10 protein-coding genes are annotated in these 13,140 nt (G+C 72.1%); 2 read left to right on the top strand and 8 right to left on the bottom strand.

Going from position 1 to position 13,140, the window contains the following annotated elements; genetic code table 11:
• Positions 1–3 precede the first annotated feature (3 nt).
• Both G011_RS0101735 and G011_RS0101730 read left to right on the top strand, forming a co-directional pair.
• A complete protein-coding gene (locus tag G011_RS0101735) occupies positions 4–1,170 on the top strand; it encodes a hypothetical protein (protein ID WP_019606949.1) in 1,167 nt (388 codons plus the stop codon).
• A 33-nt stretch (positions 1,171–1,203) separates the two neighbouring features.
• The gene (locus G011_RS0101730; protein ID WP_155979696.1) at positions 1,204–2,847 is read left to right on the top strand and encodes a VWA domain-containing protein; all 1,644 of its coding nucleotides are present in this window, start codon (positions 1,204–1,206) and stop codon (positions 2,845–2,847) included.
• Between the two features lie 28 nt (positions 2,848–2,875).
• On the opposite strand, the gene mmsB is transcribed toward G011_RS0101730, so the two are convergent.
• The 8 genes from mmsB to G011_RS0101690 all read right to left on the bottom strand — a co-directional run bounded on the left by mmsB (position 2,876) and on the right by G011_RS0101690 (position 13,113).
• Positions 2,876–4,174, bottom strand: coding sequence for a multiple monosaccharide ABC transporter permease (mmsB, locus tag G011_RS0101725; protein WP_019606947.1), 1,299 nt, complete (start codon positions 4,172–4,174; stop codon positions 2,876–2,878).
• Positions 4,171–5,700 (bottom strand): sugar ABC transporter ATP-binding protein, encoded by a 1,530-nt coding sequence (locus tag G011_RS0101720; RefSeq protein ID WP_019606946.1) that lies wholly within the window; start codon positions 5,698–5,700, stop codon positions 4,171–4,173. The genes mmsB and G011_RS0101720 overlap by 4 nt, the downstream gene beginning before the upstream one ends.
• Before the next feature lie 44 nt (positions 5,701–5,744).
• On the bottom strand, positions 5,745–6,839 hold the full coding sequence (gene chvE, locus G011_RS0101715) for a multiple monosaccharide ABC transporter substrate-binding protein (RefSeq protein ID WP_019606945.1): 1,095 nt from the start codon (positions 6,837–6,839) through the stop codon (positions 5,745–5,747).
• 52 nt (positions 6,840–6,891) lie between these two features.
• Complete coding sequence (locus G011_RS0101710; protein ID WP_019606944.1) at positions 6,892–8,415, bottom strand: alpha-N-arabinofuranosidase; 1,524 nt, start codon at positions 8,413–8,415, stop codon at positions 6,892–6,894.
• A gap of 27 nt (positions 8,416–8,442) precedes the next feature.
• Complete coding sequence (locus G011_RS0101705; protein WP_019606943.1) at positions 8,443–9,312, bottom strand: carbohydrate ABC transporter permease; 870 nt, start codon at positions 9,310–9,312, stop codon at positions 8,443–8,445.
• A 6-nt stretch (positions 9,313–9,318) separates the two neighbouring features.
• Positions 9,319–10,257: a carbohydrate ABC transporter permease gene (locus G011_RS0101700; protein WP_019606942.1), complete on the bottom strand. Its 939-nt coding sequence runs from the start codon at positions 10,255–10,257 to the stop codon at positions 9,319–9,321.
• Between the two features lie 10 nt (positions 10,258–10,267).
• Positions 10,268–11,587 (bottom strand): extracellular solute-binding protein, encoded by a 1,320-nt coding sequence (locus tag G011_RS0101695; protein WP_019606941.1) that lies wholly within the window; start codon positions 11,585–11,587, stop codon positions 10,268–10,270.
• Between the two features lie 89 nt (positions 11,588–11,676).
• Complete coding sequence (locus tag G011_RS0101690) at positions 11,677–13,113, bottom strand: L-fucose/L-arabinose isomerase family protein (protein WP_019606940.1); 1,437 nt, start codon at positions 13,111–13,113, stop codon at positions 11,677–11,679.
• Between the last annotated feature and the right edge of the window lie 27 nt (positions 13,114–13,140).

Raw genomic sequence — 13,140 nt, 5'->3', positions numbered from 1 at the left:
CAGGTGCGCGGACTCCCCCACACGTCCGGCCGCGGCGCTTTCTGGTTCGTCGTGGTCGCCTCGGTCCTCGCGGTGGTTCTGGCCGTGGCGCTCGGCTTCGTCGTGGTCAACCGCCTGACCGGCGGCGGCACGGTCCTCGTGGAGGGCGTGGTCGGCTCGGAGAAGGTGGAGCTGTTCGAGGACGAGCGGGTCGTGGAGCGCTTCGCCGAACTCGGGTACGAGGTCCGGGTGCGCCCCCGGGGCTCGCGCCTGATGGCCGAGGACGCCGAGGGCGCCGACTTCGTCTCCCCCGGCTCGGGCCCGGCCTCCGAGCACGTGCGCGAGCGGCACGGGATCTCCGCCGAGTACCGGCCCTTCAGCACCCCGATGGTGCTGCTGAGCTACCAGCCGATGGTGGACGCCCTGGAGGGCGCCGGGGTCGCCGAACAGGCCGGGGACGGCACGTGGTCGCTGGACCTGGCCGCCTACCTGGAGCTGACCGAGGAGCGCACCCGCTGGCGGGACCTGCCCGGGGACGCGGTCAGTTCCAGCAACCGCAACGAGGTGCTGGTGCGCACCACCGACCCGCGCACCTCCAACTCGGCGGCGATGCACGTGGCGGCCCTGTCCTACCTGCTCAACGGTGAGGAGGTGGTGGCGCCGGGCGGGGTGGACGAGGAGCTCACCCGGACGCTGTCGCGCCTGTTCCTGGCCCAGGGCCAGCCGCCGGAGTCCTCCCAGCAGCCCTTCGACCAGTACCGCGACCTGGGGTCGGGGCACACGCCGCTGCTGTGGGCCTACGAGGCGCAGTACGTGGACGCGATGGTCAACGGGCCCGCGCTGGCCGACGACGCGGTGGTGCTCTACCCCGGGCCGACCGTGTACGCGGTGCACACCGTCGTGCCGTTCACGGAGGAGGGCGACGCGGTCGGCCGCCTCCTCACCGAGGACCCGCGGCTCCAGGAGCTGGCCGCCGCGCACGGGTTCCGCACCGAGGGCGGCACCCAGTTCGAGGACCTGGTGGCCGAGCACGGGCTGCCGGTGCGCACCCGGGTCGCGGACGTGGTGAACACGCCCACCTACGAGGTCCTGGAGGCCCTGCTGACGGGGATCGAGGACTCCTACAGCAGCAACGGGATGCGCCCGCCCGCCCCCGACGCGTCGGTGCACGGCGCCGGGGGCGGGAGCTAGGGCATGGCGGGCGGACACGGAGGCGGGACGGCGATGGCGGCTGGAACGGGAACCGGGAGGATCCGCGGGGGACTCGGGGCCCGCGGCGTGTGCGCGGCGGTGCTCGCGGCGGCCCTGGCGGCGGCGGGCTGCTCCGCCCCGGGCACGGACCCGGACGTGACGCTGCGGATCCTGGCCGGGAGCGAGATCGCCGACCTGGAGCCGCTGCTGGAGGAGGCCGGGGAGCGCACCGGGGTGACGGTGGAGCTGGAGTACACCGGCACGCTGGACGGCATGGCCCGGATCGCCTCGGGCGACCGGCGGGGCGAGGGCGGGGAGTACGACGCGGTGTGGTTCGCCTCCAACCGCTACCTCAACCTGGACGGCGACGGCCGGTCGGCGGTGCACGAGGAGACGCCGGTCATGGTCTCCCCCGTGGTGCTGGGCGTGGCCGCCGACCGCGCGCGGGAGCTGGGCTGGGACGGGGGCGCGGAGGTGACCTGGTCGGACGTGCACCGGGCGGTCGTGGAAGAGGAGTTGGTTTACGGGATGACCAACCCGGGCGCCTCCAACTCGGGCTTCTCCGCGCTGATCGGGGTGGCCTCGGCGCTGGCCGACACGGGCGCGGCTCTGAGGTCGGAGGACGTGGAGCGGGTGGGGCCGGAGCTGGCGGAGTTCTTCGCGGGCCAGGAGGTGACGGCGGGGTCGTCGGGGTGGCTCACGGACGCGTTCGTACGGCGCGCGGAGAGCGACAGGCCGGTGGACGGGCTGGTCAACTACGAGTCGGTGATCCTGTCGCTGAACGCCTCCGGCGCGCTGGAGGAGCCCCTGACGGTCGTGTACCCGGCCGACGGCGTGGTGACGGCCGACTACCCGCTGACCCTGCTGTCGGACCCCTCCGAGCAGGCGTTGGACGGGTACGAGCGGCTGGTGGGGGACCTGACGTCGGAGGGGACGCAGCAGCAGATCGCCGACCGGACGTGGCGGCGCCCGGTCACGGCCGGGGCCGAGCTGTCCCCGCCGGTGCCCCCGCTGGTGGAGCTGCCGTTCCCGGCGAGCCGGGAGGTGGTGGACGGCCTGGTGGCGGACTACTCGGCCTCGCTGCGCCGTCCGGCGCGCACCGTGTACGTGCTGGACGTGTCGGGGTCGATGGAGGGCGACCGGCTCGCCGAGCTCCAGTCGGCCCTGGGCGCGCTGACCGGCGCGGACGGCGGTTCGCTGGCCCGGAGCACGCAGGCCTTCCAGGAGCGGGAGGTGGTGACGCTGCTGCCGTTCTCCACGTGGCCCGCCGACCCGCGGACCTTCGTGGTGGAGACGGGTTCGGTGGACGAGGTCAACGCGGACCTGTCCGCGGCGGTGGAGGAGTTGGAGGCCGAGGGCGACACGGCCGCCTACGACGCCCTGGTGCGGGCGTACGAGCTGTTGGAGAGCGACACGGGCTCGGACGGTGAACCCCTGATGTCGGTGGTGCTGATGACCGACGGCGAGGTGAACCGGGGCGTGGGGCTGGAGGGCTTCCGGGAGTCGCTGGCCGCGCGTTCGGAGTCGGTGGCGCGGGTGCCGGTGTTCACGGTGCTGTTCGGCGAGTCGGACGTGCCGGAGATGACCGAGCTGGCGGAGCTGACGGGCGGCCGGGTGTTCGACGCCCGCGAGCAGGACCTGGAGCAGGTCTTCCGGGAGATCCGGGGGTACCAGTAGGGCCCCGGACCTCCCGGATGCGGCCTCCTCAGGAGGAGGCCCGGGCCCGGTCCGCCGCGGACGGCGGGCCCTGGGCCCCGTCCCCGCCCCGGCTCGCCCCGGAGGAGGGCGGGGGGACCGGGACGGTGACGGGCCCGGCGCTGACGCGGCGTTTGTTGTAGATGTCGAAGGCGACCGCCAGGAGCAGCACCAGTCCCTTGATGAGCTGCTGCCAGTCCACGCCCAGGCCGATCAGGGACATGCCGTTGTTGAGCACGCCCATGACCAGGGCGCCGATGACTGCTCCGACGACGGTGCCCACGCCCCCGGAGGCGGAGGCGCCGCCGATGAAGGCCGCGGCGATGGCGTCGAGTTCGAACATGGTCCCGGCGCCGGTCGTGGCGGCGTTGAGCCGGGCGGTGAAGACGAGTCCGGCCAGCGCCGAGAGCACGCCCATGTTGACGAACACCCAGAACGTGGTGCGCTGCGTGCGGATCCCCGACAGCGCGGCGGCCTGCTCGCTGCCGCCGACGGCGTAGACCCGCCTGCCCATGGTCGTGGAGCGCATGACGAACGAGTACCCGGCGATGAGCGCGACGAGCAGCACGCCCACGACGGGCAGCCCGTTGTAGTCGGCGAGCACGTAGGTGAACGCCAGGATGGCCGCGACGATCACGGCCGAGGATGCGGCTGTGACCGGCGCGGACTGGACCGGGAGCCCGTACCCGAGCGAGCGGGACCGCGAGCGCCACTGGATCCACACCAGGGCGGCGGCCCCCGCCGCGCCCAGCAGCAGGGTGGGCAGGTGGAGGCCGTCCCCGGCCTGCCAGGGCAGGAACCCGCTGGCGATGTCGCGCAGGGAGGGCGGCAGCGGCGCCACGGACTCCCCGCCCAGGACGGCCAGGGTCGCACCGCGGAAGACGAGCATCCCGGCGAGGGTGACGATGAACGCCGGGACCCGCACGTAGGCCACCCAGAAGCCCTGCCAGGCGCCGATGAGCGCACCGAGCAGCAGGGCGACGGGCACGACCACGACCGTGGGCAGCCCCCAGGAGGTGAGCATGATCGCCGACACCGCGCCGGTGAAGGCCACCACCGAGCCGACCGAGAGGTCGATGTGGCCGGTGACGATGACCAGCATCATCCCGATCGCCAGGATCAGGATGTAGGAGTTCTGCATGATCAGGTTGGTGACGTTGAGCGGGGTGAGGAGCAGGCCCCCGGTGAGGATCTGGAACAGCACGATGATGGCCACCAGGGCGGCGGCCATGCCGTACTGGCGGGAGTTGCCGCGGGTCAGCGCGCCGCCGAGCCGGGAGAGTCGGGAGGTTGCGGTGGGCTCTTTCACGGATGTCCCCCGGTTCGCGTCATCAGTCTCATGAGGGTTTCCTGGTCGGCCCCCTCACCGGGGACCTCTCCGGTGATGCGCCCCTCGCACATCGTGTAGATCCGGTCGCACATGCCGAGGATCTCGGGGAGTTCGGAGGAGATCAGCAGCACGCAGGCGCCCTCCGCGGCCAGGCGGCGGACGATGAGGTAGATCTCGTACTTGGCGCCGACGTCGATGCCGCGGGTGGGCTCGTCGAGGATCAGCAGCTCGGGGCGGGTGAACATCCACTTGCCCAGGACGACCTTCTGCTGGTTGCCGCCGCTGAGGGTGCGCACGGTCTGGGCGGGGCCCTGGCTCCTGACCCGCATGCTCCGGCTCATCCGGGCGGCCTCCACCACCTCCAGGCCGGGGTCGAGGACGCCGCGCGCGGACACGCGGTCCAGGGCCGCCAGCGTGGTGTTGTGGCGGATGTCGTCGTCGAGGAGCAGGCCGAGGGTCTTGCGGTCCTCGGGCACGTAGGCGAGACCGCCGCGGATGGCGTCGGCGACGCTGGCGGTCGCGAGTTCGGCGCCGTCCTTGAGCAGGGTGCCGCGGACGCGGCGCCCGTAGGAGCGGCCGAACAGGTTCATCGCGAACTCGGTGCGCCCGGCGCCCATGAGGCCGGCCATGCCCACGACCTCCCCGGCGCGCAGGGTCAGGTCGACCCCGTCCACCACGCGCCGTCCGGCCTGGGTGGGGTGGTCCACCGTCCAGTCGCGGACCTCGAAGCGCACCCGGCCGACCTCGCCGGTGCGCGGGGGGTGGCGCTGGTCCAGCGCGCGGCCGACCATCCCGCGGATGATGCGGTCCTCGTCGATCGAGGGGTTGCCGTCGGCGTCGCGCTCCACGGCGAGGGTCTCGACGGCGCGGCCGTCGCGCAGGATGGTGACCTCGTCGCACACGCGCACCACCTCGCCGAGCTTGTGCGAGATGAGGATGCACGTGACGCCCTGGTCGCGCAGGTCCAGGAGGAGTTCGAGCAGCCGGGTGCTCTCCGCCTCGTTCAGCGCGGAGGTGGGCTCGTCCAGGATGAGCAGCCGCACCCGTTTGGCCAGGGCCTTGGCGATCTCCACGAGCTGTCTGGCGCCCACGCTCAGCGCCGAGACGGGCGTGGCCGGGTTCTCGTCCAGACCGACCCGGCGCAGGAGTTCGCGGGCCCGGGCGTGGGTGGCGCCCCAGTCCAGGACGCCGTAGCGGGCCTGTTCGTGGCCGAGGAAGACGTTCTCGCTGATGGACAGCTGCGGGATGAGGGCGAGTTCCTGGTGGATGATGGCGATGCCCGCGCGCTCGCTGTCGGCCACGCCGGAGAAGGAGCAGGGCTGCCCGTCCATGAGGATCTCGCCGCCGTGGGAGCCCGTGGGGTGGACCCCGCTGAGCACCTTCATCAGCGTCGACTTGCCCGCGCCGTTCTCCCCCATCAGGGCGTGGACGCGGCCGTGGCCGACGGTCAGCGACACCCCGTCCAGGGCCCGCACACCGGGGAAGTCCTTGCGGATGTCGCGCATCGTCAGGAGCGGCCCGCCGGGGGCTGGCCGCCTCTCCTGCGTCGTCACTGGAGCTCGGACTCCTCGTAGTAGCCGCTCTCGACCAGGACCTCGTGGTAGTTGTCGGCGTCCACCGAGACGGGGTCGAGCAGGTAGGAGGGGACGACCTTGACCCCGTTGTCGTAGCTCTCGGTGTCGTTGACCGGGACCTCCTCGCCCTGTACCAGGGCCTCGACCATGTCCACGGTCTGGGTGGCCAGGGTCCGGATGTCCTTGAAGACGGTCTGGGTCTGCTCCCCGGCGATGATGGACCGGACCGAGGCGGCCTCGGCGTCCTGACCGGTGATGACGGGCAGCGGCCGGTCCTCGGTGCCGTAGCCGACGGCACGCAGGGACTCGATCACGCCGAGGCTCATGCCGTCGTAGGGCGACAGGACCGCGTGCACCTCCTCCTCGGAGTAGTGGGCGCTGAGCAGGTTGTCCATGCGGTCCTGGGCGACGGCGCCGGACCACTCCTGGGTGGCGATCTGCTCCATGGAGGTCTGGCCGCTGCGGACGACGAGGCGGCCGTCGTCGATGTGGGGCTGGAGCACCGACATCGCCCCGTCGAGGAAGTAGGAGGAGTTGTTGTCGTTGGGCGAGCCGCCGAACAGCTCGATGTTGAAGGGACCCTCCTCGTTCTCCAGGTCGAGGGCTCGCACGATGTACTCGCCCTGGAGGACGCCCACCTGGAAGTTGTCGAAGGTGGCGTAGTAGTCGACGTGCTCGCTGCCGAGGATGAGGCGGTCGTAGGCGATGACGGGGATGTCGCTGGAGGCGGCCATGTCGAGCACGTCGCCGAGGGCCTCGCCGTCGATGGAGGCGATGACCAGGACGTCGGCGCCCCGGGTGATCATGTTCTCGATCTGGGAGACCTGGTCCTCCACGACGTCCTCGCCGTACTGGAGGTCGGTGCCGAAGCCGCGGGCCTCGAACTCGGCGACCATGTTCTCGCCGTCGTTGATCCAGCGCTCGGAGGACTGGGTGGGCATGGCGATGCCGACGACGCCGGCCTCGCCCTCGGGCCGCGCGGCGTCGCCGACGCCTCCGCAGGCGGTGAGCAGGAGTGTGCCGCACAGTACGGCGGCCAGCAGGGGTGTGCGTCGGGGGTGGGGGGTCATGCGTTCGCCTTTCTGGGCGTGGTCCGGGCGCGGACGCGCACCGGGGTTCCGGTCAGTTCCGGCTGGTCGAGAGGGTGATGACGGACCAGGACACGGGGGGTAGGACGGCGGAGAGCCTGCCGCCGTCCAGGGTCACGTCCCCGGCCGGTCGCGGGACGACCCGGTCGGGGTCGTCCATGGTGTTGTGGGCGTAGGGCTCCTCGTCGCTGAGGGTCCGGGCGTCCGTGACGGCCGTCGGGGCCAGGCCGCGCAGGTCGGCGTCGAGGGCGAGGTGCTGGTCGGTGGAGCGGTTGACCGCGAACAGCGACGCGGTGCCCTCCTCCTCGTCGAAGGTGACGACGGCGTCCAGGAGCGGGATCTCGCCGTGGCTGGCGGTCGTGTACCGGGGCGCGGTGACGCCGGTGTGCAGCACCCGGCCCCGTGCGGCCCGAGCGGTCAGGGCGAAGGGGTGGAAGACGGTCTGGCGCCACGCGGGGCCGCCGGGCTCGGTCATGATCGGCGCGATGACGTTGACGAGCTGGGCCTGGCTGGCGGCGGTGACCCGGTCGCCGTGCCGGAGCAGGCTGATGAGCATGTTGCCCACGACGACGGCGTCGGCGACGCTGTAGCGGTCCTCGATGACGCGGGGCGCCACCTGCCAGTCGTCGGCGGGCTGCGCGGCGGCCCGGGCCTGGTGGCGGCTGAGGTACCACACGTTCCACTCGTCGAAGGAAAGCTGGATGCGTTTGGGGTCGCGCAGGCGCGCGCCGACGGCGTCGGCGGTGGAGACGACGGAGTCGATGAAGTGGTCCATGTCCGTCGTCGAGCCGAGGAAGTCGGCCAGGTCCCCGTCGCGCTCCTCGTAGTACGCGTGCAGCGAGATGTGGTCCACCGCGTCGTAGGTCTCCTCCAGGACGGTGGCCTCCCACTCACCGAAGGTGGGCATAGCCGATCCGGAGCTGCCGCAGACGACCAGTTCGAGGTCGCGGTCGGCCATTTTCATGGCGCGCGCCACCTGCCCGGCCTTGCGTCCGTAGGAGCGCGCGTCGAGGTGGCCGATCTGCCAGGGGCCGTCCATCTCGTTGCCCAGGCACCACATGCGGATGCCGTGCGGTTCGGGGTGCCCGTTGGCGGCGCGCTGGTCGGACAGGTGGGTGCCGCCGGGGTGGTTGCAGTACTCCAGCAGGTCCAGGGCCTCGGCCAGGCCGCGGGTGCCGAGGTTGACCGCCATCATCGGCTCGATGTCCAGGCCGCGGCACCAGGCGGTGAACTCGTCGAGGCCGAACTGGTTGGTCTCGATGCTGTGCCAGGCCAGGTCGCGGCGGACCGGTCGGCGGTCCCGGGGGCCGACGCCGTCCTCCCACCGGTACCCGGACACGAAGTTGCCGCCCGGGTAGCGCACGGTGGTGACGCCCAGTTCCCGGACCAGGTCCGCGACGTCGCGGCGGAAGCCGTCGGCGTCGGCCGTCGGGTGCCCGGGTTCGTAGATGCCGGTGTAGACGCAGCGGCCCATGTGCTCGACGAACGAGCCGAAGGTGCGGCGGTGCACGGGGGAGACGACGGCCGCCGGGTCGGCGGTGACGGAGGCTCGGAGCATGCGTTCTCCTCGGGGTGGTTGGTGGGGTCAGCCCTTGATGCCCGCTCCGGCCACACCGGTGACGATGTGGCGCTGGAAGAGCAGGAAGACGACCAGCAGCGGGACCGCTCCCAGCACGGCCGAGGCCATGACCTGGGCGTACTGGACCCCGTACTGTCCGGCCACGGTGCCCAGCCCGACGGTGAGCGTCATCATCTCGGGGTCGTTCGTGACCAGGAAGGGCCACAGGAAGTTGTTCCAGGCGCCGATGAAGGCGAAGATGCCGACCGCGGCCAGGACCGGCCTCGACAGGGGCAGGATCACGTTCCACAGGACGCGCGGCGCTCCGGCGCCGTCCATCCTGGCGGCGTCCTCGTACTCGCGGGGGATGGCGTCGAAGAAGCGTTTGAGGATGAACACGAACACCGGCGCGACCACCTGCGGCAGCGCGACACCCCAGTAGGTGTCCACCAGTCCGAGCTGGGTCATCAGGACGAACTGCGGCACGATCAGGGTCTGCGGCGGGATGAGGATGCCGCCGATGACGAGCGTGAACAGCCACGGCCTGCCGCGGAAGTCGAAGCGGGAGAACCCGTAGGCGGCCAGGACGCAGACCACCAGGGTGAGGGCGGTGACGATGGCCGTGGTGATGAGGGAGTTCGCCGTCCAGCGCAGGATGTCCCCGCGCCCCAGCACGAGGGCGTACGCCTCGAAGGTGGGATTGTCGGTGAGCCAGGAGGGCGGCATGACGGTGGTCTCGCCCTCGGGTTTGACCGAGGTGGCGAAGGCCCACAGGAGGGGGACGAGCCAGAGGGCTCCGGCCAGGGCGGAGACCGTGTAGAGGGCGATCGTCCCGGGGGAGGGCGCGCGCCGGGGCCGGTGGACGCGCCGCGCGGCGGGGGCGGTGGGGGCTGCCATGGCCGGTCAGGCCTCCTTCCGTGCGAAGAGGCGGAACTGGGCGATGGAGGCGACGACGACCAGGGCCATGAAGACGTAGGCCATCGAGGAGGCCAGTCCGATGCGCAGGCCCACGAAACCGGAGTCGTAGATGTACTGGATCGCGGTCCTGGTGGCGAAGTTCGGGCCGCCCGAGGTCATGAGGTAGATCTGCTCGAACACGCGCAGGGAGCCGATGAGCTGGAGCACGGCGATCAGCGCGGTGGTGCGCGCCAGCAGGGGCAGGGTGATCCGGCCGACGCGCTGCCAGGCGCCCGCGCCGTCGATGGCGGCGGCCTCGTACACGTCCTTGGGGATCGACTGCATGGCCGCGAGGTAGAGCAGGTAGTTGAAGCCGACCTGCCACCACGCGGTGGCGACGACGACCGAGAGCATCGCCGTGTCCTCGCTGAAGAGCCACTCGACGCCGTCCAGCCCGAGCTGGCCCAGGACGCCGTTGAACAGGCCCAGGCTGGGGTTGTACATCCAGTTCCAGACGAGGGTCATCACCGCGACCGGGAGCACGAACGGCGCGAAGAACGACAGCCTCAGGAACCACCCCAGGCGCCGGGCGTGATCGGTCAGCAGGGCCAGGGCCAGGGCCAGCGCGACCATGAGGGGGACGCTCAGCACCGTGAACCACAGGGTGTTCCACAGCGCGTCCCACATGTCGGGGTCGGTCAGGCTCTCCCGCCAGTTGTCCAGTCCCACGAAGGAGACCGGTCCCCCGGCCAGGCTGCGGTCGGTGAAGGAGTAGACGAGCCCGACGAGGGCGGGCCACAGGAGGAAGAGCAGGTAGAAGGCGAGGAAGGGCAGGACGAACCACAGTCCGGTCCACACGGCGGGCCTGCGGCGCACGTCCACGAGGCCGCGGCCGGAGGGACCGGAGGCCGCGGTCCTGGGAGGCGCTGGGGTCTGGGCGGTCATGGCGGCTCCCTCACACCGGTGACGGCACGGTCAGCAGGTCGCGGATGGCTCCCTTGAGCTGTTCCAGCGCCTGTTCGGGTGTCTGGGTCCCCTGGTGGAGGGTGGTGAGCGGGCCGTTGGCCTCCTCCTGGAGGCGCCCCGCCGAGCCGCTGAACCATGCCTCGGGCTCGAACTGCACGTTCTCGGCCGCCTCGCGGTACTCGGACTGGGGGTGCAACGCCTCGTACTCGGCGCTCTCGACCACGGGCCGGTAGGCGGGGATGTGGCCGCCCCCGGCCCAGGTGAGGCTGTGGCGCAGCATCCATGCGGCGTATCCGACGGCGGCCCGGATCCGCTCGGGATCGGGGTCGCGCTGGTGCGGGAACACGTAGCAGTGCGAGTCGCCGCGGGTGCGGCGGTTGCCGAAGACGTCGGGGAACTGGGACGCCGAGAAGGCCGTTCCGGCGGCCTCCAGCGTCGGGATCTCCCAGTTGCCGTGGATCATCAGCCCGGCCCTGCCGTTGGAGAGGTTGGCCGCGGTGTCGGCCAGCATCGAGTGGCGGGGCGCCAGCTCCTCCTCGGAGAGCCGGTACATGACCTCCATGGCCGCCAGGGCCTTGTCGTCGTCCATGGTGAAGTCGTCCTCGCCCAGGAGGAGTTCCCCGTCCTGCTGGCGGTAGAGCGCCCAGAAGTTGGGCCAGGGCTGCCAGGTGTCGACGGACAGGCCGTAGGCCCCGGTGACCGCCTTGATCTCGCGGAGCATGGCCATGTAGTCGTCCAGCCCGCTGACCTGGACCAGCCGGTCGTCGGCGTCGAGCAGTCCGGCCTCGCGGCACACGTCGAGGTTGTGGTACTGGATCAGGACGTGCGTGTCGATGGGGACCGCGTACAGCTGCCCGTCGAAGAAGCACTTCTCCCAGACGTTGGGCAGGATCACGGTGTCGTCGATCCCGGCCTCGGCCAGCAGCGCCGGGTCGACCGGGTCCAGCAGCCTCCCGGGGGCCAGGCTCTCCAGGCGGGAGACGTGCACGGTGGCGATGTCGGCGCCGCGCCCTCCCGCCGCGCCCATCGCGACCTTGGTGTAGAAGGGGGAGCCCCAGGTGAAGGTGGTCGCCCGGAAGTCGACCTCCGGGTGCTCGGCCCGGTAGGCGTCGTGCATCTCGATCATCCGCAGGCCGTCGCCGCCCGAGAAGAGGTTCCACTGCCGCAGGCGGGTGTCCCCGGTCAGCAGTGCGTCGGGGGGCGCGCAGCCCGCGGCGGCCAGTCCGGCCGCGGCCAGGGCGCCGGTGAGCAGGGCCCTGCGACCGGGCCCTGCCTGTGGTGGGGGGTGGTGGGGGGTGGTGTCGCGCACGGTGTTCTCCTTGCGCCTGGGGGTCGGGAGGGACCGCCCGGGGCCCTCCGTCTGGGGGTGTGGACGCGCCGGGGCGCTCGGCGTCCGGGTCAGACCCGGACGTACTCGATTCCGGACAGCTCGCACAGGACCCGCCAGTCCTGCGCACGCGCCCCGGTGTTCATGACCATGTGGTGGGTGCCGCCCGCGCGGAGCCAGGCGTCCATGCAGGCCCGCACACCCGTCTCGGGGCGGAACTGGCCGTAGGGCATCTCCAGGGAGGGCAGTTCGGGGGCGTCGATGACCTCGCCCTCGGCCACGACCAGGCGGAACTCCTCTCCGCCGAGGGCGACCAGGGAGGCCAGGGTGGCCGGGCCCGGCCGGTAGCGGAACACGATGGTGGGCGGGTCGCCCAGTCCGCCGATGCCCAGCGGACGCTTGACCAGCCGGACGGGCTCGTCCTCGCGGGCCACCCTCCAGTTCCCCTCGCCCATGTGGCTCATGAGGATGGAGTCGCTGGGGAAGTCCATCGCGTACATCTCGGTGAAGTGGCCGTCCCCGGCGAGCTGGTGCCCGGCGTAGACGATCGAGGCGGCCAGGACGTCGCCCTCACCGGCGAAGCCGTACCCCTGGGCCATCAGGGTGGAGGCGGCGGCCATCGGCAGCCGGGCGAAGCGGCCGTCCTCCCCGATCGCGTCGAAGTGGGTGGAGTAGGCGCCGCACCCGGACTCCTCCAGCAGCCGTTCGATGCCCAACTGCATGCGGGCGTGGTCCTCGCGCTCCTCCTTGGACAGGCGGCCGTCCACCTCCAGGGCCCCGTCCTCCCAGGCCATGAGGTCGCGCACGGCCTGTTCGGGCAGGTCGGCCATGGTCCGGTGCAGGGCGCCGGGCGCGATGACGTGGACCTCGGGGCCGAGCCTGCGCAGCAGCGCGGTCTCGTCCACCCGGGCGTCGCCCATGCCGTTCATGGGGTAGCCGAACACGCCGACCCGCAGCCCGCGCAGGGCGGTGACGGCGCGGGCGGCCCGCGCCCAGCGGTCCACGCGCGCGGCGAACTCCGGGCTCTGCCACTCGCCGGTGAGGACCTCGAAGGGCAGCCCCGCCCGCACCATGGCGTTGGCGGTGTCCTGGGCCCCGTGGATGCCCTGGTTGTAGGTCATGTCGTCCATGTCCCAGGACGGGCTGACCGCGGGGTCGGGCTGGATGTTGGCCAGCGCCAGGGGCAGGTGGGTGCGGGCCAGCGCGCGGGTGACGCGCAGGGAGGGGCCGTAGGTGAGCATGACGACCAGGACCCCGTCGAGTCCGGCGGCCTCGAAGCCGCGGATCGCCTCCTCGGCGTCGGCGCGCCCGCGCACGGGTGGGGCCACGGTCCACTCGGCGACGCCGGAGAGGCGTTCGGCCACCCGGGCCGCGTACGCCGCCTGGTGCTCGGTGATGCCGGGGATCATGTCGTCGTAGAGCGGCTGCATGATGCCGAGCAGGCCGACGCGGGGGGCGCGGGCGCGCACGGGAGGGTGCTCGGTGGCGGGGGGCGTGGGTACGGTCACGGTGCTTCCTTAGGGCGTGTTCGGTGG

Origin of the sequence: Nocardiopsis sp. CNS-639 (assembly GCF_000381685.1) — a bacterium.
In the GTDB taxonomy this organism is placed as follows: Bacteria; Actinomycetota; Actinomycetes; order Streptosporangiales; family Streptosporangiaceae; genus Nocardiopsis; species Nocardiopsis dassonvillei.
This window is presented reverse-complemented; position numbering and strand designations above follow the sequence as displayed.

Excerpts from the sequence above, each read along its gene's own strand:
- G011_RS0101710 (WP_019606944.1), bottom strand. The coding sequence starts at position 8,415 with ATGCTCCGAGCCTCCGTCACCGCCGACCCGGCGGCCGTCGTCTCCCCC.
- G011_RS0101730 (WP_155979696.1), top strand. The coding sequence starts at position 1,204 with ATGGCGGCTGGAACGGGAACCGGGAGGATCCGCGGGGGACTCGGGGCC.
- G011_RS0101705 (WP_019606943.1), bottom strand. The coding sequence starts at position 9,312 with ATGGCAGCCCCCACCGCCCCCGCCGCGCGGCGCGTCCACCGGCCCCGG.
- G011_RS0101720 (WP_019606946.1), bottom strand. The coding sequence starts at position 5,700 with ATGCGCGACATCCGCAAGGACTTCCCCGGTGTGCGGGCCCTGGACGGG.
- chvE (WP_019606945.1), bottom strand. The coding sequence starts at position 6,839 with ATGACCCCCCACCCCCGACGCACACCCCTGCTGGCCGCCGTACTGTGC.
- G011_RS0101700 (WP_019606942.1), bottom strand. The coding sequence starts at position 10,257 with ATGACCGCCCAGACCCCAGCGCCTCCCAGGACCGCGGCCTCCGGTCCC.